General features: G+C 32.4%; 21 protein-coding genes. All 21 read left to right on the top strand.

The window, feature by feature from the left end; all coding sequences use genetic code 11:
- Positions 1–68 precede the first annotated feature (68 nt).
- The 21 genes from rfbB to ABXT66_RS10240 all read left to right on the top strand — a co-directional run bounded on the left by rfbB (position 69) and on the right by ABXT66_RS10240 (position 21993).
- Positions 69–1154: a dTDP-glucose 4,6-dehydratase gene (gene rfbB / locus ABXT66_RS10340; RefSeq protein ID WP_443643431.1), complete on the top strand. Its 1086-nt coding sequence runs from the start codon at positions 69–71 to the stop codon at positions 1152–1154.
- Positions 1151–2038 (top strand): dTDP-4-dehydrorhamnose reductase, encoded by an 888-nt coding sequence (rfbD, locus tag ABXT66_RS10335; protein WP_443643430.1) that lies wholly within the window; start codon positions 1151–1153, stop codon positions 2036–2038. Before rfbB ends, rfbD begins: the two co-directional genes overlap by 4 nt.
- 261 nt (positions 2039–2299) lie before the next feature.
- On the top strand, positions 2300–3076 hold the full coding sequence (gene rfbF, locus ABXT66_RS10330; RefSeq protein ID WP_443643429.1) for a glucose-1-phosphate cytidylyltransferase: 777 nt from the start codon (positions 2300–2302) through the stop codon (positions 3074–3076).
- Positions 3073–4125, top strand: a complete 1053-nt coding sequence (gene rfbG / locus ABXT66_RS10325; RefSeq protein ID WP_443643428.1) for a CDP-glucose 4,6-dehydratase — start codon at positions 3073–3075, stop codon at positions 4123–4125. Before rfbF ends, rfbG begins: the two co-directional genes overlap by 4 nt.
- On the top strand, positions 4122–4685 hold the full coding sequence (locus ABXT66_RS10320; protein WP_443643426.1) for a dTDP-4-dehydrorhamnose 3,5-epimerase family protein: 564 nt from the start codon (positions 4122–4124) through the stop codon (positions 4683–4685). The genes rfbG and ABXT66_RS10320 overlap by 4 nt, the downstream gene beginning before the upstream one ends.
- On the top strand, positions 4682–5905 hold the full coding sequence (locus ABXT66_RS10315) for a methyltransferase domain-containing protein (protein ID WP_443643425.1): 1224 nt from the start codon (positions 4682–4684) through the stop codon (positions 5903–5905). Before ABXT66_RS10320 ends, ABXT66_RS10315 begins: the two co-directional genes overlap by 4 nt.
- Positions 5905–6780 (top strand): NAD-dependent epimerase/dehydratase family protein, encoded by an 876-nt coding sequence (locus tag ABXT66_RS10310; RefSeq protein WP_443643424.1) that lies wholly within the window; start codon positions 5905–5907, stop codon positions 6778–6780. Before ABXT66_RS10315 ends, ABXT66_RS10310 begins: the two co-directional genes overlap by 1 nt.
- A gap of 44 nt (positions 6781–6824) precedes the next feature.
- Positions 6825–7562 carry a cephalosporin hydroxylase family protein gene (locus tag ABXT66_RS10305; RefSeq protein WP_443644739.1) on the top strand — a complete coding sequence of 246 codons (738 nt, stop codon included), beginning with the start codon at positions 6825–6827 and terminating at the stop codon, positions 7560–7562.
- A gap of 106 nt (positions 7563–7668) precedes the next feature.
- Complete coding sequence (locus tag ABXT66_RS10300) at positions 7669–8649, top strand: hypothetical protein (RefSeq protein ID WP_443643423.1); 981 nt, start codon at positions 7669–7671, stop codon at positions 8647–8649.
- Positions 8643–9539 carry a class I SAM-dependent methyltransferase gene (locus tag ABXT66_RS10295; RefSeq protein WP_443643422.1) on the top strand — a complete coding sequence of 299 codons (897 nt, stop codon included), beginning with the start codon at positions 8643–8645 and terminating at the stop codon, positions 9537–9539. Before ABXT66_RS10300 ends, ABXT66_RS10295 begins: the two co-directional genes overlap by 7 nt.
- A gap of 31 nt (positions 9540–9570) precedes the next feature.
- Positions 9571–11082 (top strand): lipopolysaccharide biosynthesis protein, encoded by a 1512-nt coding sequence (locus tag ABXT66_RS10290; RefSeq protein WP_443643421.1) that lies wholly within the window; start codon positions 9571–9573, stop codon positions 11080–11082.
- An 89-nt stretch (positions 11083–11171) separates the two neighbouring features.
- Entirely contained in the window at positions 11172–11993 is an 822-nt protein-coding gene (locus ABXT66_RS10285; protein WP_443643420.1) for a hypothetical protein, read from the top strand.
- 26 nt (positions 11994–12019) lie between these two features.
- Positions 12020–12742 (top strand): TylF/MycF/NovP-related O-methyltransferase, encoded by a 723-nt coding sequence (locus ABXT66_RS10280; RefSeq protein WP_443643419.1) that lies wholly within the window; start codon positions 12020–12022, stop codon positions 12740–12742.
- 108 nt (positions 12743–12850) lie between these two features.
- The gene (locus ABXT66_RS10275) at positions 12851–13774 is read left to right on the top strand and encodes a glycosyltransferase family 2 protein (RefSeq protein ID WP_443643418.1); all 924 of its coding nucleotides are present in this window, start codon (positions 12851–12853) and stop codon (positions 13772–13774) included.
- Between the two features lie 33 nt (positions 13775–13807).
- Positions 13808–15238 (top strand): hypothetical protein, encoded by a 1431-nt coding sequence (locus ABXT66_RS10270; protein ID WP_443643417.1) that lies wholly within the window; start codon positions 13808–13810, stop codon positions 15236–15238.
- A gap of 3 nt (positions 15239–15241) precedes the next feature.
- On the top strand, positions 15242–16432 hold the full coding sequence (locus tag ABXT66_RS10265; RefSeq protein WP_443643416.1) for a CgeB family protein: 1191 nt from the start codon (positions 15242–15244) through the stop codon (positions 16430–16432).
- On the top strand, positions 16432–17424 hold the full coding sequence (locus ABXT66_RS10260; RefSeq protein WP_443643415.1) for a hypothetical protein: 993 nt from the start codon (positions 16432–16434) through the stop codon (positions 17422–17424). Before ABXT66_RS10265 ends, ABXT66_RS10260 begins: the two co-directional genes overlap by 1 nt.
- The gene (locus ABXT66_RS10255) at positions 17421–18848 is read left to right on the top strand and encodes a GMC oxidoreductase (RefSeq protein WP_443643414.1); all 1428 of its coding nucleotides are present in this window, start codon (positions 17421–17423) and stop codon (positions 18846–18848) included. The genes ABXT66_RS10260 and ABXT66_RS10255 overlap by 4 nt, the downstream gene beginning before the upstream one ends.
- A 30-nt stretch (positions 18849–18878) precedes the next feature.
- Positions 18879–19925 (top strand): CgeB family protein, encoded by a 1047-nt coding sequence (locus ABXT66_RS10250; protein ID WP_443643413.1) that lies wholly within the window; start codon positions 18879–18881, stop codon positions 19923–19925.
- Positions 19926–19927: 2 nt separating this feature from the next.
- The gene (locus tag ABXT66_RS10245; RefSeq protein ID WP_443643412.1) at positions 19928–20770 is read left to right on the top strand and encodes a class I SAM-dependent methyltransferase; all 843 of its coding nucleotides are present in this window, start codon (positions 19928–19930) and stop codon (positions 20768–20770) included.
- 197 nt (positions 20771–20967) lie between these two features.
- Entirely contained in the window at positions 20968–21993 is a 1026-nt protein-coding gene (locus ABXT66_RS10240) for a glycosyltransferase family 2 protein (protein ID WP_443643411.1), read from the top strand.
- Positions 21994–22268: the final 275 nt, after the last annotated feature.

Genomic DNA, 22268 nt, shown 5'->3' with positions numbered 1-22268 from the left:
AATTTAAATTAACATATTAGATGTGGAAAAAATTGAAAAATTAAATTAAAAAAAGTTTTATAATTGTTATGGACACTAAAAAAATACTAGTTACTGGTGGCGCTGGGTTTATTGGATCTGCTCTAATTCGGCATATTATCCAAAATACTCAAGATAGCGTAGTTAATGTTGATAAGTTGACTTATGCAGGTAATCTAAAAAATTTGCCGGAGGTAGATAGTTCAATTCGATATTTTTTCGAAAAGATAGATATTTGTGATAAGATAGAGCTTAAGCGCGTATTTGCAGAACATAAGCCTGACATGGTTATGCATTTAGCAGCTGAAAGCCATGTAGATAGATCTATAAATAACCCATATTCTTTTATTGAAACTAATATAATTGGAACTTATACCTTGCTAGAGGTTGTTCGCTTTTATTGGCAAGAGTTAAAAGAAAAGAAAAAAAAAGATTTCCGTTTTCTCCATGTCAGTACTGATGAAGTTTATGGTGACTTACCTCATCCCAAAAATGTAAAAGACGCTAATCTGTATTTATTCGAAGAAACTAATGCATATTCACCCAGTAATCCATACTCTGCAAGCAAAGCAAGTTCAGATCTCTTGGTTAGAGCCTGGTTGCGCACTTATGGTTTACCCTCATTTATTACTCATTGTTCGAATAACTACGGACCTTATCACTATCCAGAAAAACTTATCCCATTAATTATATTAAATTGTTTGAGTGGAAAGCGATTGCCGGTTTATGGAAGTGGAGATCAAATTCGTGATTGGCTCTATGTTGAGGATCATGTTCGAGCTTTATATAAGGTTATTAACGAAGGAGTTGTAGGAGAAACATATAATATTGGCGGCAATAATGAAAAACAAAATATTGAAGTTGTTTTGACGATTTGTAACATTCTCCAGAAATTAGTCCCTTCTAATATACCCTATCACAGCTTGGTAGATTACGTTGATGATCGCCCAGGCCATGACAAGCGTTATGCTATTAATGCTAACAAAATAAAACAAGAACTAGGTTGGCAGCCGATAGAAACTTTTGATACAGGTATTCATAAAACTGTAAAGTGGTATATTGACAATTTGAAATTATATGATTTTCAGAACCACAACAATAAATTCCAAATTAAAAATTCAGGATGTGAAAATTGAAAATACTTTTGTTGGGAGGAAGAGGTCAGCTCGGATTTGAACTTCAGCGTTCACTTGTTTTTTTAGGAAAGGTACTTGCTCCAGATCGTTATTTACTCGACTTAACAAAAAAGGAAATAGTAGAGGCCAGTCTCAAAAAAATAAATCCAGATTTAATCGTAAATGCTGCAGCTTGGACTGACGTTAATGCAGCTGAGGAAAACGAAATTATTGCTAGGAGACTTAACACTGACTTATCAAGGCAGATCGCAGAATATGCTTTCACAAATAACACAAAGGTTATACATTACAGTACTGATTATGTATATCCAGGTGGTGGTACTGAGCCTTGGGATGAAAATAGTCCTACAGGCCCTCTAAATGTCTATGGCCAAACTAAACTTGAGGGTGATCAAGCGATTCAACAAAGTGGGTGTAAGCATCTTATTTTTCGAACTAGTTGGGTATATAGCGCTTCTGGAAATAATTTTATGAACAAGATAATTACTCTAGCTAAGAGTAAAAAAGAACTTGATGTAGTTGCTGACCAATTTGGAGCACCAACAACTGTTAGACTAATTGCTCAACTAACTGCTTTGAGTATTAAAACTGAGCTTAAAACAGGTTTATATAATTTATCATCAAGAGGTGAAACAAGTTGGTACAATTTTGCAAAAGATATTCTCGCTTTAGCTTTACAGACTGGTGAAAGCTTTAAGTTAGATCCAAGAAATATTAATCCAATTGTAACTTCACAATTTTCAACACCTGCAAGACGCCCATTAAATTCACGTTTAACTATCTCAAAGTTAGAAAAAGCACTTAATATAGAATTACCTGTTTGGTCTTCTGAGCTCCATTTGACATTTCATGAATATATGAAACATAACTTATTTAAATTATGACTTCTAGCGATCCTAATCTGGATAGATTTAAAATTTAATGCAATCCTAGTATTAAAGGTATCTTAAAGATAATATAAATAATTAATTGTTAAATTGCCCCTAGCTAGATTATGGTTAAAAAAAACTAGTTAAAAATTTATGTGAAGCAAAAATTAATTTAAATTATAATAATAAGTTTATATCATTCAAAGTTGTTTATATTGACACAATATTGCATAAGACTTGTTGTTATTTTATTTTAAAGGAATTTGAGGAGATATCATGAAAGCAGTTATACTGGCGGGTGGTTTTGGAACTCGTATATCGGAAGAAACACATCTTAAACCAAAACCAATGATTGAAATTGGTGGAAAGCCAATTCTTTGGCATATCATGAAACATTACTCATTTCATAAAGTAACTGATTTCGTGATTTGTTGTGGATATAAAGGATATGTAATAAAGGAATATTTTTCAAATTACTTTCTACATCAGTCTGATGTAACATTTTGTATGAAAAAAAATAGAATGCAAGTTCATCAAAATAATTCTGAACCATGGACGGTTACCCTAGTAGATACTGGTGAGGATACGATGACAGGCGGACGTCTGAAACGTATTACAAATTATTTAAAAAATGAAGATAATTTTTGTTTTACATATGGAGATGGCCTCAGTGATGTTGATATTTCAGGTTCAATTGCATTTCATAAGAAACACAAAAAACTAGCAACTTTAACAGCAACACGTCCACCAGGACGCTATGGTGCACTTAAGATTGGAGTTAACGATGATGTTAATAGTTTTCAGGAAAAACCAGACGGAGACGGTGGTTGGGTAAATGGCGGATTTTTTGTGTTATCTCCAAAAATACTTGATAAGATTAATGGTAATCATTCAAGTTGGGAAAATGATGTTCTTCCAATTCTTGCTGATGAAAATCAACTGTCTGCTTTTAAGCATTCAGGATTTTGGCAACCTATGGATACCCTCAGAGAGAAGAACATGCTCAATCAGTTGTGGGTAGACAATAGAGCTCCTTGGAAGGTGTGGAAATGAAACAAGCTTTTTGGAAAAATAGGTCAGTATTCCTTTCTGGTCATACAGGCTTCAAAGGAGGGTGGCTTGCTCTTTGGTTGTCTGAGCTTGGGGCAAAAGTTCATGGTTATTCGCTTGAAATGCCTTCTAATCCAAATTTTTTCTCAGAAATTAAGCTGGAGGATCGTATAGAGAGCTCTACGATTGGCGATATTAGAGATTTAGATAAATTAATATCATCAATGTATTCATCTAAAGCATCAGTTGTAATTCACATGGCTGCCCAGTCATTGGTTCGTGAGTCTTACAACTCACCTCTTGAAACTTTTACGACTAATATTATCGGTACAGTCAATATTTTAGAAGCAGTGCGAAAAGCTGAAACTGTTGAAGCGATTGTTAATATTACTACAGACAAATGTTATGATAATAAAGAATGGTTTTGGCCCTATCGTGAGAACGATAGCTTGGGTGGGCATGATCCATATTCAAGTAGCAAAGCATGTGCAGAACTGATTTCATCTTCCTACCGAAAATCATTTCTTATGGAATCTGGAACTCATCTTGCAAGCGTAAGAGCAGGAAATGTAATTGGTGGTGGAGATTGGGGGAAAGATCGTTTAATTCCTGACCTTTTTAGGGCTATAGATACTGGTAAAACGTTACGTATTCGTTCACCTAACTCTGTTCGCCCTTGGCAACATGTTTTAGAACCTCTTTCTGGTTATCTAATGTTGGCAGAGAAACTTATACTGAATGGCGAACAATTTGCTGAAGCTTGGAATTTTGGTCCACTAGAATCAGATACAAAAGCAGTTTCCTGGATTGTAGAACATCTTTGCAAAAATATACCAAAAAGTGTTTGGGTAGTAGATGATTCTATAAAATTACATGAAGCAGGATTCTTAAAATTAGATAGTACAAAAGCAAAGACTAAACTTGGTTGGAAACCTCGTTGGCCATTAGAAATTGCTCTTGCTAAAACATTAGATTGGCATCAATCATGGAAAAAAAATCAATCAATGGCTGAGATATCCATAGAGCAAATTAAGGCATACGAAAAGTTATGAATAAATTTGTTTTAAAGCCAACATCTATTGAAGGCCTTAAAGTGATTGAACGCTTGCCTATTAGGGACGAGCGTGGGTCTTTTGAAAGATTTTTTTGTCAAGAATCATTAGGTCAATTTATGGGAGGTAAAACTATAAGGCAAATAAATCGTACCCTTACTCAAAAGAAGGGAACCGTTCGAGGTCTTCATTTTCAATATTCTCCCTACGCTGAGACAAAAATAGTAACTTGTTTGAAGGGTAAGGTTTGGGACGTTGCAGTTGATTTGCGACAAGGTTCACGAACATTCTTGCATTATCATGAAGTTCTGCTTACTGATAAAAATAATAAAAGCTTCTTAATTCCCGAAGGTTTTGCGCACGGCTTTCAGACTTTGACAATCAACTGTGAGATGATATATATTCATAACGCTGACTATCACAAAGAAAGTGAAGGATCCGTGAATGCGTTAGACCCTGCTTTAAAAATCAAATGGCCAACTGCTATTACTTATCGATCTCAGCGCGATAAAACTCATCTTTTTCTAAAAAAAGACTTTAAAGGAATCCATATACAATGAATTGTCGCCACTGTAGAAAAGTCTTGCAACATACTTTTATCAATCTTGGCTTTGCTCCCCCTTCTAATGCATATCTGTGTGAAAAAGATTTGGCTTCTCCAGAGAAATATTTACCTCTTAAAGTCAAAATATGTGATAATTGTTGGTTAGTACAAACAGAAGATTATGCTGATGCTAAGTCTCTTTTTACTGCAAAATATTCCTACTTTTCTAGTACATCCAGTAGTTGGCTTTTGCATGCTAAGCGGTATACTAAAAAAATAATCCAAGATCTTAATCTAAACACTTCAAGCCATGTTATTGAGATAGCCTGTAATGACGGCTATCTTCTAAAAAATTTTATTGAAGCTGGGATACCTTGCTTAGGTATTGAGCCTACAGATAGTACTGCTGATGCTGCTGAAAAATTAAATATACCCGTTCTTCGAAAATTCTTTACCGAATCTCTTGGAAAAAAACTTTTTTCTGAGGGGAGGCAGGCAGATTTAATTGTAGGTAACAACGTTTATGCCCACGTACCAAAGATTAACGATTTTACTAAAGGATTAAAAGCAGCATTAAAACCGGATGGTGTAATTACTTTAGAATTTCCTCATTTGATGCGCTTAACTGAATTAAAGCAATTCGACACCATATACCATGAACATTTTTCTTATCTATCCCTTTTTACAGTTAGGAAAATTTTTTTAAAAGTAGGTCTCAGAATTTTTAGAGTAAAAGAACTGAATACTCATGGTGGAAGTTTACGTATTTATGGCTGTCATTATAATAACTCTCGCAAGACTGAATATTCGGTGGATGAATTGTTAAAAAAAGAATCCAAACAAGGTTTAAAGAAGTTAGAAACCTACTTAAACTTTCAGTCTTGCGCTGATATGATAAAAGATAATTTTATAAGTTTTCTTATACAAAAAAAAAGAAATGGCAAAAAAGTAGTTGCCTATGGCGCTGCAGCTAAAGGAAACACGCTTCTTAACTATGCTGGTATTAAGCCTGATTTGCTTTCATTTGTCTGTGATGCACAAAAAGTTAAGCAAGGCCTCTATTTACCAGGCAGCCACATACCAGTACTGTCACCAGATCATCTTAGAGATGCAAAACCAGATTATGTTGTTATTTTTCCATGGAATATTTCAGAAGAAGTGATACAACAGAATAAATTTATTAGAGAACATGGGGGGAAATTTGTAACTTTTGTACCTTCCGTAAGGATTAGATAATGCGGATATTAATCACTGGAGCTACTGGTTTTGTTGGACAATATTTAGTTAATCAGCTCATATCAGAAAAAATAGATTTTATAACAGTTAGTCGTGTACTAAAGGATTATAGCCATAAACATATTCAGTTAGATTTACTTAATATTAGGGATTATTCAAAAATTATTAGAAAAGCAAAGGTTACACATATTATTCACTTGGCTTGGTATGTTGAGCACGGCAAATATTGGTCATCAAAATTGAATATTGATTGGATAAAGGCAACAACAAGTTTAATTGAGGCTTTTTGTCAAGAAGGCGGTAAACATGTTACTATTGCGGGTACATGTGCTGAGTATGATTGGCAATATGGCTTTTGTATTGAAGGTCTTACGCCAAAAAACCCCTCTACTATTTATGGAATTGCTAAGGATACAACCCATAAGATTTGTAGAAATATCAGTAAAAAGTATAATGTACCATTGGCATGGGGACGTTTATTCTTTCCATATGGAAAAGGTGAAAAGGCAAGTCGACTTTTGCCGTCATTAGCAAAAGTATTTGAGGGTAAACAAAAACCTTTCCCTATCAGTGGAGATAGTTATCGTGACTTTCTTCATGCAACTGATGTTGCCAGTGCCTTAGTTACAATATGTAAGAATAATGCTTCAGGAAGTTTTAATATTTCTTCAGGAGAACCTAAAAAGGTTCGTCAAGTTGTGTGTTTGCTTGCAAAAATAATGTCAGCTTCTCCTAATAAGATTTTGGATTTAATGTCGTCGCATCATACAGAGGCAAACTTCTTGGTAGGTAATAATGATCGATTATCTAAGCTTGGTTGGATGAAGACTGTTGAATTAGCTAATGGTTTAAAAGATTATTATTGGAGTAAATAGTGAAAGAATATCAAAAATTTAAAAAAGAGTGTGCAAGTCATATCATTGGTCAGACTAATGATAAAGAGTTATGTAGAGCAAAAATCGATTTTTTCAATTCATCTTTTCAATATAAATATCCCTATAATTTTGAATTTCTAGGTCGTCCTATAATCCAATATCCTCAAGATATGGTGGCGATACAAGAACTTATATGGGAAATTCAACCAGATTTAATTATTGAAACAGGTATTGCACATGGCGGGTCACTAATAATGAGCGCGTCAATGCTTGCATTGTTAGACATGTGTGATTCTATTAAGTTGGGTGCAACTATGGATCCTAGTGAATCTAAGCGTATGGTACTAGGAATTGATATAGATATTCGTGTGCATAACCGTCAATTTATAGATGCACATCCTATGGCATCTCGCATAAAAATGATTCAAGGTTCAAGTATTGATTCTAAGATTATTGAGCAAGTACATTGTTTAGCTAAGGATTATAAAAAAATTATGGTTTGTTTAGATTCAAATCATACACATACTCATGTATTGGCAGAGTTAAATGCATATGCCCCCCTTACTAGCTTAGATAGTTATTGTATTGTGTTTGACACAGTAATAGAAGATATGCCCTCTAATAGCTTTTCTGACCGCCCTTGGGACATTGGTAATAATCCAAAAACTGCTGTTTTCGAATACTTGAAAAGCCATCCTCAATTTAAAGTTGACAGTGATATTCAGGATAAACTTTTGATTACAGTAGCGCCTGATGGATATTTAAGGCGAGTAACTGAATAAATGATAATTTAATCATTTATCTTCAATTATTTTTCCATTATAATATTCTTATTATTTATCGCAATTAACGGTATTCGCTAGAAGTAGATTTAACAGGCGACTAAATATGAACAATCAAGAAATATCAGTTTTAACTAACCCTTTGCCAATTGGTAGATATTTTGTGTCTGAAATAACCAGGTCCTTTTACAGGTCCACTAAACATAAGCTAATAAAAAGAAATTTTTTTAACCACCCTTATTTTCGAGGTCATTTTGCTGTAACTAGGAGCTTGGTTGAGGGATTTGCAAAGATTGGGGTTAATTCAAATTATAACCCTACTCAATTATCTGAACTCGCTAAAATAGTGATTGTATTGGCAGGTGTAAGAACGCTTAGGCAAGCTATAAAATTAAAACAATCTGGAAAAATCCAAAAATTATTTGCTGGACCAAATATTGTGAATTTCTCAACGGACTACAACTCGATTATAGCTTCACCTGAAATAGATGCTGTCATTGTGCCGTGTAATTGGGTGCTTGAGCACTATGTTCAAGATAACCCCCTTCTTAAAGAGCGTATTTTTTCTTGGCCTACTGGCGTAGATACTTTTTTTTGGTCACCGGATCCATCTATGATGTCTGACGAGATATTGATCTTTGAAAAGCAAGGTGTAGGTCCAATTGATTCAATCGTGCCTTATGCCACTTACTTACAAAGATTAGGATGGAAAATCAATATTCTAAGGTATGGAGAATTTGATCATCAAGATTACTGCGAACTATTAAAAAAATCTTGTTTGATGTTAGGTTTTGTGCACGTGGAGAGTCAAGGTATTGCTTGGGCTGAGGCTTGGTCAGCTAATGTTCCTACTTTGCTTTGGCGCAATAATCAGTATTTATTAAATAGTCGTATCTTAAATGTTTCTACTGCACCATATTTGTGTGATCAAAATGGTTTATTTTTTAATGACTTTGAACATTTTAAAAAACAATTTTTTTACTGGCAAAACCATCGTGATCAGTTTAGACCCAGAGAATGGACTTTGGGTAATATGTCAGATGAATCATGCGCTCGGCAAATTTATAAAAAGGTAATTTCATGTTAAATATAAGTTTTTCTAACGTTTTACAAAAATCTATTTCAGAACATTATGTAGCACCATCAGAAATTGCTCAACATATCATTAAAGGTAATAAAGCAAATGATACAGGTCTTGAATTTAGAACTCAATCGGTATTTGGAGAAGAAATTTGGATTAAACTAGAAAGGGCAGGACTTTCCCCGAAGGTCTTTAATGAGGCAGAAGTTTTAGAGGTGTGTGCAGGCACAGGATTTCTCACGTATCATTTATTGAAACGTTGTCAACCAAAAAAAATAATCGTGAATGATATAAGCTTGACAGAATTGAAGCTTGCAGAGGAGTTAATCGTCGGGAACTATCCAGATAAAAAAATTAATTGGTTGCAGGGTGATATGCATAACCTTGATTTTAATAATCGGTTCAATATTATAATAGGTAACTCTTTTCTTCATCACTTTCACAATGTTCCAAAGGTGCTTTCACGGGTTGCAGCTATGTTGAAGTCAGGTGGTACATTTATCTCTCTTCATGAACCTTCTATTATGGCCACTGTAGTTGAGAGTAGAAAGTGGGGAATTTGGCCGTTAGCAATTTTTTCAATTAAACTTGTAAATGAAATTGCACGCCATCGCTATAAAGGAGAGCCTAGTCCAACTGATCTCTGGTTATTTGAGGCTTCCAAAATTAAGATGGTAGCTTTACAAGCAGGTTTTAAAAAGGTAACTACTATTCCATGGGGTTTAATTCGGCCTATTATTGTGCAACAAGGTAACTTAAATCTTTCAAAGAGCAAACCTATTTTAACTGCCAATGAAGTAAAAAAAATGGAGCATGCAATTAAAGCTGATGCCTTTTTAAATAAATTTTTACCACAAAGAAGTTTTGGTTCAATTTGTCTTATTTGTCAAAATTGATCTAGTTTTTCAAACTCGTGAATAGTATCAAGTGAATAGAATCAAGAAAAATATTGTTGCTAACTTTGGCGGTAGCCTATTTACAGGCGTTATGAGTTTGATATTCCTACCTGTATACATAAATTTTCTGGGTATAGAGGCCTATGGTTTAGTAGCTATCTTCACAACTATTTTGACAATGTTTGCAGTATTGGATATGGGCCTAATTCAAACTCTCACACGTGAGTTAGCTCGTCTAGCAGTTTTGCCAGATAGCGCTAGAGAAATGCGTGATCTGTTACGCACACTAGAAATTCCTTATATCGGTATTGGATTAATGATAGGCATTACAGTTTATTTAATTGCACCATGGCTTGCTCATGATTGGGTTAATAGTCAAACGCTATCAGTTAAGTCCGTAGAGTCATCAGTAGTTATAATGGGTTTAATAATTGCAGTTCAATGGCCTCTTGGCTTTTACTCTGGAGGGCTAATTGGACTACAAGAGCAGGTTATACTAAACTTAGTTAATAGTATTATGGCTCTTTCCCGTGGGCTCTTGTCTATGCTGGTCCTATGGCAAATATCCGCAACTATTGAAGCATTCTTTTGGACACAGCTGATTGTGAGTCTAGCACATATTCTAATAGTAATATATTTATTATGGACAAGACTCCCAACCCACTGCAAAAGATCAAGATTCAGAATAAAGATCTTATCAAATATATGGCGCTTTGCAACAGGAATAGCAGGAATTAGTCTTATTGGTAGCTTACTATTACAACTAGATAAAATCATTCTTAGTAAGCTTTTGACACTTGAGGTTTTTGGATACTATGCTATAGCTAATGTTGTTAGTATGAATGTATACCGATTGTTTGGCCCTGTTTATTCAGCTATTTATCCACGTTTAACAAATCTCATAACTTTAGGGTCAGAAAAAGATTTAGCAGATTTTTATCATAAGAGCGCTCAACTCCTTGCAATTGTAGTGTTCCCAGTTGTTGCTGTTTTAATTTTTTTCTCTAAAGAATTAATACAACTATGGTTACAAAATCAAAACCTTGCTAGTGCTACAGCACCAATAATCAGTGTTTTAGTAATAGGCACTCTTATAAATGGTATTCTACATATTCCTTATGGTTTACAACTTGCAGCAGGATGGACTTCATTAGCATTGCGATTTGGAATCTTATCTGTGGTTATTTTTGGGGTTCTTCTTTTGATATTGACGGAATATTATGGAATAGATGGTGCAGTTTGGGCTTGGCCAATTCAACAGCTATTATACTTTATATTTACTATTCCATTGATGCATCGTCGACTTTTGAAAAAAGAGCAATGGCGTTGGTATTGGTCGGATGTATGTTTTCCTATGATTCTTTCTTTTACTCCTGTCTTCATAATGTGGCAACTTAAGCCTGATATTATGGGATTAATAGAAACATTAATATATCTATCAGCCACCTATATTTTTGCTTTAATAGTATTATTTATTGGGTTGCCTATAATACGTTCACATGTTAAAAAGTTTTTATATAAAAAATATGGAAATTCCAGATAGATTTAACAAAACTAAAAATAAATTTTAACAATTTCTAATATGAAATAAAGAGTTATTTTATGCTGTTTTTAAGGTATGGGAGAAAATAAATGCCAAGCATTATTCAAGAAGATAAAGCTAATATTTCAGATATATATAAAGGAGGGTTGATGTTCCTTATTGCATCACACTCAAGTCAGGCTCTGTGTGAGTTTGCAATTAATATCGTAGAAGAAATTTTTGAATCAAAAATCGAAGATATAAATACAAGCAATGATATTGATGTTCAGTTGTTTATTTCCAAGGCAAAAAAATGTAAAAATATTTTTACCAATGATGAACACACTAAAAAATTATTAAAAGATTTAATACGTGATCGATACAAACTTTATCAAGATGACGACTTCCTTTTTGATGTTCCAAGACTTCGAATAGTTCCAAATTCTAACTTTTTATCATCAGGAATATCATATAACTACAAGCCGCATCGCGACACTTGGTATGGTGCTGGACAAGATCAACTAAATCACTGGATGGCTGTTTCTAACGTAACCGAAAATTCAACTTTTTATATTGCTCCATCATATTTTAGTCGAAAGATCAGTAACAACTCTGAGATATTTGATTTGGATGAATGGGATACAAAGTACCGTCCTCAAGCAGAAGCTAATGTTGGTGTAGAAGTCAGACCTCATCCTGTACCTCTTGACGATTTAGATATGGATGACAGAAGTAATATTGTTTTACCGAGGGGTTCTGAAGTAGCGTTTTCTGGACAACACTTACATGGCTCATCCCCAAACACTACTTCATTTGTAAGGTTTAGTATTGACTATAGAGTCTGCCCAGCTCATGCAAATTACATTAACCCAAAAAATATAGATAACAAGGCTAGTGGGAATTATAAAAAATATATGCTTCCTGTAGGCTAAACTTCCAATTTTAAAATAGGTAAAAAATGACTAATAGAAATTTAACTTCTGGTGAGTCTAATTATAATAATATTATATCTGATCTTATTAATTTGTCTCCTAAAGAATTACTTGCTTCAGCACCAAACCTTTTCAGCAACAGAGTTGCTGTTCAGACATTAATTAGTAGATACGAATTATATAAAAAAGTATTAAACATTCCTGGTGATATAGTAGAGTGCGGGGTCTATCAGGGAAACTCTTTTCTTTGGTTAGCTCATTTGTCAATAATTCTTGAGCCATATGCAATTAATAGGCGCTTCCTCGGTTTTGACACATTTGAAGGATTTGCAAGCATTGACGATAAAAAAGATCCTCAGGATGTGTCTTCAAAAAATTTTTCAGATACTTCATACTATACTATTGAGAAAGCACTTAGAGCAATCGATACTTTACGTCCAGTTAACAAAATTGATCGTTTTGAGCTAGTTAAAGGGGACATAACAGTAACGGTTCCAAAATATTTAGATGAAAATCCAGCTTTTACTTGCGCTTTATTGATTTTAGACACCGATCTTTACCAGCCAACTTTGACAGCTCTTAAACATTTTGTACCAAAAATGCCCAAAGGTGCAATAGTTGCCTTTGATGAATATAATTATCAAAATTTTAAAGGCGAAACTCAAGCTCTTCTCGATTATAAAGATATTGGAAACTTTAATTTAAAGCGTTTTAGTTATGATAGCTGCCTTGCGTACTTTGAGGTTTGAATTTTTAAAAATAAATTACAATGTTCCTAATTAACTTATTTATCAAAATAATAATTTCGTTTAATTATAATTATAGATTCAGTTTTTAAAAATTTTGAAGGCAAGTAAATGTCAAATAATATAAATACTTGCTTAAAGCGTCCATTAGTAAGCATTGTATTGCCAGTATATAATGGTGAAGCTTTTTTGCGAGACACGCTTAAATCTTTATTGGCGCAATCATTTACCGACTTTGAATTACTTATTGCTGATAATGCCTCAAACGACAGCACCAGTGACATTTGTCAAGAGTATTTGCTTAAAGATTCTCGTATCATTTATCATCGCCATTCTTTCAATAAGGGTCTTACTGCTAACCAAGAATGGCTTTACAGACAAGCTAAAGGTAAATATATTATGCTTGTTGGGGACGATGATGTTTATGATCCACTATGTTTGGTTAATTGTGTTGATCGAATTGACAATCGCAATGATATAATTTTAGTTTACTTTAATTATGAATGGATAGACGAAAAAGGTAACCGTTCACCGAGTGGATTGAAGATTTTTATGAAGCCAGAAAATAAAATTTTTAAGAACCTATATTTATTTATTAGATCTCCAATTGTTTTACCACTAGGTATGGGATTGTTTCGAACTAAATTAGTACAACAGGCAATTCCTTTTCCTATTTATAGTAACCGATATAAGGATTTTACAGGTAGTAGAGATATTGGGTTCTTATGGAAAATAATACATAAAGGCCAAATTGATAGTATAAGAACTCCACTATTTGCTTATCGTAGCAAGCCTAGAAAAACAGTACCTTCTAGTTGGGGCCATAGTCGTTTCATAACAAAGAAAAATGTTATATATTTAAATTGGCTTATTTTAATTAAAACTATATTACCACGAGTGTGGGTTATTGATTTAAGTTTTTATCAAAAGGTTTGTTTAACGTTTTTTGCTGGATTTATTTTCATTGCGCAATACACTTTGATCCCTTTTTTCCAAAAAATTAGATCTTATTTGTTTCCAAATAGAATGTGTTAATCTTAAAATTTAGACAATTAGGTGTACTTTTAAATGTTAAATCAGAATATTTTAAGCCTTATTTGCATAGGTTTTTTTATCTGGCTGGTGTGGCTAATTTATCTAACTTTTGTAGATTTGGATGCTTTTTTGATTTCCTTTTTATTTGTTCCTATCTTTGGAATTTTAACTTGGAGAGCCTTTCGTTCCGGTAATCTTATATTGAAAATATTTTCTATGTTTATGTTTTTGGCCCAGGCTGTTGGAGCACCCTTTTTTTGGGTTAATCAAAATAAATATGGAACATCAGGTTTTAGCTCAGTTGGCAACTTTCAATTTGAGTTAAATGAGTTTTTTTTAATTTATCTTTGGGTAGTTTTGATTTACATAATACTAATATGGAATGTTAAAATCTTAGATCATATCTACTTTAAAAATAGCATTAGACCTGCACTTTTAAATCAAAAAAAACCAATAAAAACTTTTAAGTTAACCAAAAATAAAATTGCTTACGATTTTCAACTAATTATTTTTGTTTGTCTCGTTATGCTTCCGCTAAACAACTTCATGGCCATTAATAATATAGGCGTATTGGGGATGCTTAATGAGCCTTTACCTTATCGTTTAACGGGTATTACTTATTACACTAGATTGTATTTTGCGCCGTTGATTATTTTTATTTTGTTTTCTAAGTCAAGTCGTAGTTGGCTAATAGTATTTTTCATTCTTAGCTATGCTCTTATAGCTGGAATATGTTCAGGTAGTCGTTCAGTTTTTGTAATAAGTCTGTTTCCAGTGATTTATTTTTCATTTTTTGAAAAAAGATATTTCATGCTAGTCGTCATTTTATTTATAAGCTTTTTTAGCTTTATGCTTGTCTCTGCATCCAGAGATTATACTTGGACTACTGATACATTTATCTTGAGTGATGCTTTCTCAAAGTCATTTGAAATAATGGTCATAAACGATCAAAGTATATTAGGAAATATAGCGGGAATTTCTAATCGTTTTTTTGGAGCACAAGACATGGTGCTCGCTTATCAGTATATTGCATATGACACTTGGGTATCCATGATAAAGTATTTTTTTAGTGGTGGCCGTGCCGATACAGTCATACCCGATTTAGGGCTGGATTTATTTAATATCAACCTTGAAGGTACTGGCTTTGGTGTTGGGATCGGTACTATGGCCTACTTCCTAATTTTTGCTCATTCAAATATTTTTACCATACCTTTCGCTGTACTAATTTTAAGTCATATGATTTCACTTGGAAATCAATTACTTTACTCAAATATGGCAAACGTTGTTGCCACTAAACTTATATCTAATAATATTGCTTTTGGACCATTAATAATGTTTTTGGCTCTATTCATGTCTCTTTTTCTATACAGTAGCTCTTTGAGTTTTTTTTACATAATTTTTACATGTCTGCTAATATCTTCTTCAACCTTTTCTTTACTTAAAATGATTAATAAGTGGAAATAAAAAATGTTACGTAACGCAATTGATCAATTGAAGAAAAAAAAGACTGCTAGAAAGATAAATACAACAATTAAAGGTTTTGCTTTAGATATTGAATTTTTAATCAATAGATTTCGTTATGGTGACTTCTGGAATAAATACTCTTCGCACGATAGCAAACAAATTGCTGGTAAATTACTTCAAGGCAGACTTAAAGATAAGAAAAATAAAACACGAGCTCCTCGATTAAATATCTTTTTTTTTGGAACATATTATGATCATGAAATGCAAGGTTTTTATCAAGGTTTAGAAGGTATAGGAAATGTTCAAACTTACATTAATATTTCTGGTAATTATGGAATCAATGTTCCTAAAGGGTTAAAATTGTCCATAGACGAATACCGGAAGTGGCAAAATCACATAATAACATCAATCTATAAAGCTAATAAACATAAAAAAATCGATTTCATTATTGGAACTTTTACAGCTCCTAGTGTTTCTCTTGAAACACTTCTTTCTATTAGAAGTTTGGGAGTACCTATTGTTAATATGGCTATGGACGATATGCTTCCACAACATTGGAGAACTGAAGGTGGTTTAAAGAAAGGGGCATTTGCACTAGGGCCAGCAGTTGATCTTAACCTGCATACAACACCCTCGATTATTCCTAGATACATTAAGGCTGGTTATCCTGCAATTTATTTTCCATTTGCATCAGATGAAAAAATTTTTTATCCACAAGCAAAAAAAGTAATTGATGTGCTTTTTGTAGGAAATTGTTACGGAAAGCGAGAAGAACTTATTTCTAAGTGTTTAAAAGCTGGCATTCGTGTAGAAGCATATGGGAAGTTTTTTCCCAAAGGACATATTCCTGGAGATAAAGTACCATACCTTTTTGGACGATCTAAGATTATTATTGGCTCAGGACTTGTAGGACATTCTGGAAAACTTACTACTTTAAAACTTCGTGATTTTGATGCACCTATGTCTGGAGCATTATATTTGACATCACATAATTCACAGCTTGAAAATCATTTCATTATTGGAAAAGAAATATTAACATATTCAAATATTGATGACTGCATTAATAAGATTAATTATTTTCTAAGAAACGATGAAAAGAGACTTCAGATTGCAATGAATGGTAGGGCAAGATCATGTGCAGAACATAAATGGTCTCATAGAATGCATTTATTACGTCAGACTTTAGGTTTATGATGAGAGGAGTGGTTGCAAATGGTAAAGTAATTTCTAAAAAACTTGTAGCTTACGCACCGTCAGATTCCAAAGTTATATGTTTTAAAATAAGAAATATTGAAAATAGGTCTAGTTTTTGGAATTTATTGTTAGAGGAATGTACAAAAGCAGATCTAGTAGTTTATTTAGCTTATCATCATCGTGACTTTCGAATTAATTTAACTTTGCTTCTAAAAATTCTTTCTGTACTTAAAAAGAATTATTGGCAGGGAAAAATAATTTTCTTTAATACACAATCAACTCTTTCAGCAGATGTTCTTAAAACTCCAAAGGAACTTAAGGAAATATTCCGATTTGACTTATATACCTTCACAAAAAGACTTCAATCATGGTTTTTGTCTAGATACTCTAGACTTTTAAATATTTCAGAGATATATCTGCCAGTCGTACTTGGTGAAGACACCAAGGCTAATAAAACATATAAGAGTATATCAAAATATAATTACATACATTTGCCCCAGATGGGAAAAAATAATTTTGCTTATATTTATGTTGATGTGTTTTTATCTTGGTTTTGGAACTTAAGTTTAAAAGAATTAATAAAAGTGGGAATAAAACAAAAATACCTAAAGATATTTGTTTACCAAGGTATAAGTACTTTCGGGCAAATGCTGATCAAATTTAAAAATAAATACGACACTACAAGTAAAACTCTAGTAAATAAGAATACCTCAATGGTATTTAAAGATTGTAAATATAAGTATCGTTTTTCCAATGACCTAATTACTAATTTTATTTATGGTTTGAAACTGACACCAATCTGGTTAATGTTAAGTTTTTTACAATATGAATTAAGAAAATTAATTTCTTTTAGGTTTAATAATTCAAGAGAGTTGCGAAACCATATTCCTAACAAGATATCCTACGTTCCAACTGGACCAGAATACCAATATTTCTGTAGTAGCATTATTCTATCCAAAATTAAATTTAAAATAGTTAAGGTCAAATTTTGAAGGAACAAATAGTCATCATTGGCGCAGGTCTAGGGGGGTGTTGTCTTGCTGCGGGACTTTTTAAGCAATTTAAAGTAACGGTTGTAGAGCTCTCAGATGGACAACCTTTACTTAGAGATCGTGTATTAGACGTTGCGTGTCCTGCAGTTACATATCCGAACATAGAATCTGGCTTTGGTGGTACCACCAAGGCTTGGCATAATGCATTAATGGAAATTAACAGAAATGTTTTTGAGAAAAAATGGCCATTTTCTAAAGACACGATTACCCCTTATTATGAGAAAGCATATTCCATACTTTCTGGTACAAATAGAGAGCATATATTGAAATTTGTTGAAAAGTTAAGGCAAAACCTTATAAATATGGGGTTTCCAAAATTGCTGCTGACACAAGGAATGTTTATACCCAAATCAAGAGTTAATCCTTGGGAAAAACTAGCTCTTAAAAATAAGGTCAAAACTATAAATGGAGAAGTGGTTGAATTGATACCGAATAAAGCTGGAAGTATTAAAGAAATTAAAATTCTTAAAAAGGGGGGTGGGTATATGAATCTGTCTGCAGATTATTTTGTGCTCGCTGCAGGTGGTTTAAGCTCTCCTTTGTTGCTCAAGAAGTTAAGATGTTCTTTGCCTTTAGAGTGTCTTAATCATGCTGGGATTCATTATGAAGATCATCCTGTTGCAATTGTTGCTGAAGTAAAATTAGATCAGCCTCTTTATAAGTTTTGGAATTATCCAATTAAGACTAAGGAAGGTAATGCAAATGTTAGAATACCATTTTCATTTGATTTTAAAGGGCTTAATATATCATTCCAATTACGGCCATCGCATCATTTGAGGCTTGCTAAGCCAAGAAGTAAAATTATAGGTGTGCTTAATGATTTAAGAAACTTTCCATTAAATCCAATTAACTATTGGCGTTTAATAACACAAATTGATGATATATTAGAAATCTTGTCATTCAAGTTCGGGTTGCGTTTACCAACTAGTAAATATTCGATACTTATGGTTGCGGAGCAAACTCCATCATCTTACTGTGCAATTTGGAAAGAAGATGACAGTTCAACAATCAATAGACGTTGGGAAATTGACGAAGACTATATCGAGACTATAAATCAATCAATACAATCATTCTTAAAAATTCTTAAGCCTAAGATTAAGGAGACATATTTGTTTTCAGAATGGTTTAAGGAAGTATATTCTTCATCTCACCATTCGGGAACTGCAAGGTTATCAGTTTCTCCTAAAAATGGAGTATGTGATATCAATGGACAAGTGCATGGCATTTCAAATTTGTTTGTATGTGATGGTTCAATTATACCTGGAAGCGGTTTTGTCAATACTGGTCTTACAATTGTAGCATTGGCTATGCGTATGGCAGATTTTATTTCAAGTTTATCCGTGAGTAAATGTAATGAGAATTAGAAACTTAGTTTTTGAATTAAAAGTAAAAAAATGAAAATATTAGTTGTTGGAGATGGACATTCGATAATCCACGAAGTTGCAGTATATAATGCCTTTAAAAAATTAGGTCATAAAGTTGCAGTATTTTATTGGCATAATTATTTTAACTCGCAAAAAGTTCTTTTACAAATTTGGCTTAAGTTACAAAACAAGTTTATTTTTGGCCCAATAATTAGAAAGATAAATCAAGAGTTAGTCAAAAAGGCAAAAAAATTTAAGCCTAATGTAATTTTTGTTTATCGAGGTACTCATATAACGGCTAAGACAATAATTATACTTAATCAATCCTTACCAAATTGTTATATAATTGGTTATAATAATGATGATCCATTTGCGCCTAACAATTCAACTTGGCTTTGGCGGCATTTTATCAATTGTTTACTTGTATATGACCTAGTTTTAGCTTATCGTAGACATAACATTGGGAAATATTTAAAATCTGGCGCTAAAAGAGTAGATCTCCTAATGCCGTGGTATGTTTCAGAAAAAGACTATCCCATCACGAAAAATGAAGAAATATCAAAGAAATATGATGTTGTTTTTGTAGGGCATTATGAAAAGGATAGTAGGATTAAGTATATAGAAAAAATTGCTCAATCTAATTTTTCATTTGGCTTGTTTGGTCCTGACTGGGATAGTGCTCCCAAATATAGCTTTTTAAAAAAATACAAGCCTATATTACCTGTAAGAGGATATTTGTACAGGAAAACTATAATATCTGCTAAAATTGCACTTTGTTTTCTTTCATCATTAAACCGTGATACCTATACGAGAAGATGTTTTGAAATACCAGCTATGGGTGTTTTGATGTTATGTCAATATACAGAAGAACTTGGGAGTTTGTTCAAAGATGGGGTAGACGCAGTATTTTTTCATAACCCTGATGATTTGATAGAAAAAATAACTTATTATCTTCACCATGATGAATTACGTGAGAGAATTGCTAAAAATGGAAGGAAACGTGTTATTAATGATAAGCATGATGTAACATCACGTATGGATAATTTGCTTAATCAATTGCCAAAGAGTAATAGTTAGACATGAAATTAATATTAAATAAATTAAAATGGACTACACGTAGATTTAATTTAGGTATTCCTGCTAATGCATTAGTTTTGGAGGTTGGGTCTGGGGGAAACCCCTATCCAAGGTCAAATGTTTTGGTAGACGCTCATGAAGAAACACGTGAGAGACATTGGGAAGCTCTAGTTAGTGATCGACCAACTGTTTTATCTTTTGGAGAAAATTTACCTTTTAAAGATAAGGTTTTTGATTTTGTTATAGCTGCACATGTTTTGGAGCATACCCCTTACCCTGAGCAATTTTTAAAAGAGCTCGAAAGAGTGGCCCATGCAGGTTATATTGAAACTCCAGACGCGTTTATGGAGCGTATTAATCCTTATAAAGACCACCGTTTAGAAGTAACTGTAAAAAACAAAGTTTTAACTATACAAAAAAAAACATCTTGGATTATTGATGAAGAATTAGTTGAGCTCTATGAAAAACGTGCAAAAGATATTATAAGTCAAAAAACTATTCCTGGATATCCTTCACTATTTCATACAAGATATTTTTGGAAAAACAGAATAAATTTTGAGATATTGAACCCTGATGCAAATGCAAGTTGGACTCCACCAGACGCAGATACAACTCATAATTTAAAATTAGGACTAAAAGGCAAGATCAGGTTACTTTTACTTCGTTTTGTTAGATTATTTTTTTCGCAGAATGGAAGAAATAGAAATTTAGATATATTGCCCCTTATGAAATGTCAAAAATGTTTATCAAATACCGTTAAAAGAAAATCTAATAAAATGATCGTATGTGAAAAATGTAATTCACAATTTAAAATTAAAAAAAATATTTTTTATATGGTGGATTAATTAGTTTAAAAGTGATATTTAAGATAAAATCTTATTTTAACCTTTTAATTTTAATAGGTTACATATTAATTTTACATAACAATAGATTTCTTTTAAGTATTTAATTTGTTAAGGAAAAATCTTTATGAATAAAAACAATTTATTTTCGTCTTTATCATCGTCTTATTACAAAAAACCTTTTGATCATTGTGTTGAGAATGATCAATAGTTTAAAAATAAGCATATGTATACCCGCATTTAATCGTCCTCTTGAGCTTCTTGAACTTTTAGATAGCATTGACAGACAACAATATAAGCCATTTGAAGTGATTATTTGTGAAGATAATTCTCCACAAAGATTACAAATATTTAATGTGGTAAAATCTTTCAAACAAAAGACAAGTATACCCATAAGATATTTTGAAAATAAGAAAAACTTAGGTTATAGTGCTAATTTACGTAGATGTATATCTTTGTCAAAGGGTGATTATGTATTTCTATCTGGTAATGATGATATTTTGAGTAAAGATAGTTTAAAGATAGTTGCAAATAAGATTTCAAAATACAAACCAGAAATTATAATACGTTCATACGCCTCTTTTTATAAAAAATTGAAAAACAATCTAACAGAACATAAGTATGTCAAAGATGATTATTTGGTGGAATATAGTAAAAAGGAGGCTGCATGGCTTTTTTATAGATCTGTTCTTGTAAGTGGATTAGTATTCAAGTCTAAATCAGCTAAAATTTTGCAATCAAATATTGTTGATGCAACTTTATATTATCAAAATTATTTATTAGTAAAAATGTTTAAGTCTGGGTCTGTTTTATATATTCCTGACATTTTAGTCTATAATCGTATAGTTGATGCTGGAGATTTTGGATCCTCTGAAATCGAGGCTAAATCTGGATTTGAGCCAGGCAAAAGAACAATTCAATCTAGTATTATTACAATGAAAGGCTTTTTTTCTTGTGCAAAACAGGTTGAGATTGAGTGTCAAATTGAATTTCTAGATTATTTAAAAAAAATTGCTTCAGCTTATAGCTATCCTGTAATTGCTTACCATGCTGATAAACCACTTATAAATTACTTTTGGTATATATTTATGCTTCGTAAATTAGGTTATGGAGGAGGGTTTTTCTATGGTTATGCAATTATCTTAAAAGTTTTAGGATCTAAGTATTCTGACAAAATATTATCTTTATTTAGGTTTATATTTGGCTATACAAAAAGAATTGTCTAGGTAATATCCAGACTAATTTTCTTACTAATGTATTGATATGTTTCTTTAAAATTGTTATTTCTAATTTATCTTACTTTGTTTTTGTAAGTATTTTTAAGGCTTAAGATAATGTAACATTTTAAAAAAAATCTGGCTCATTATCATAAACTTTGCATATAACATACCCATAAGCATCTATAAAATTAAGGTAATTGATAATTATTAAATTGAATTATAACTTATCATATTTAAAAAACAAGTTTATCAAAGATCTTATGTATTAGTTATGTTTTTAT

The sequence above is a fragment of the Candidatus Levibacter sp. Uisw_134_01 genome (assembly GCF_047717795.1).
Lineage (GTDB): Bacteria > Pseudomonadota > Alphaproteobacteria > Puniceispirillales > Marisalimonadaceae > Marisalimonas.
The sequence above is the reverse complement of the archived record's forward strand: the minus strand, read 5'-3'. Positions and strand labels throughout refer to the sequence as shown.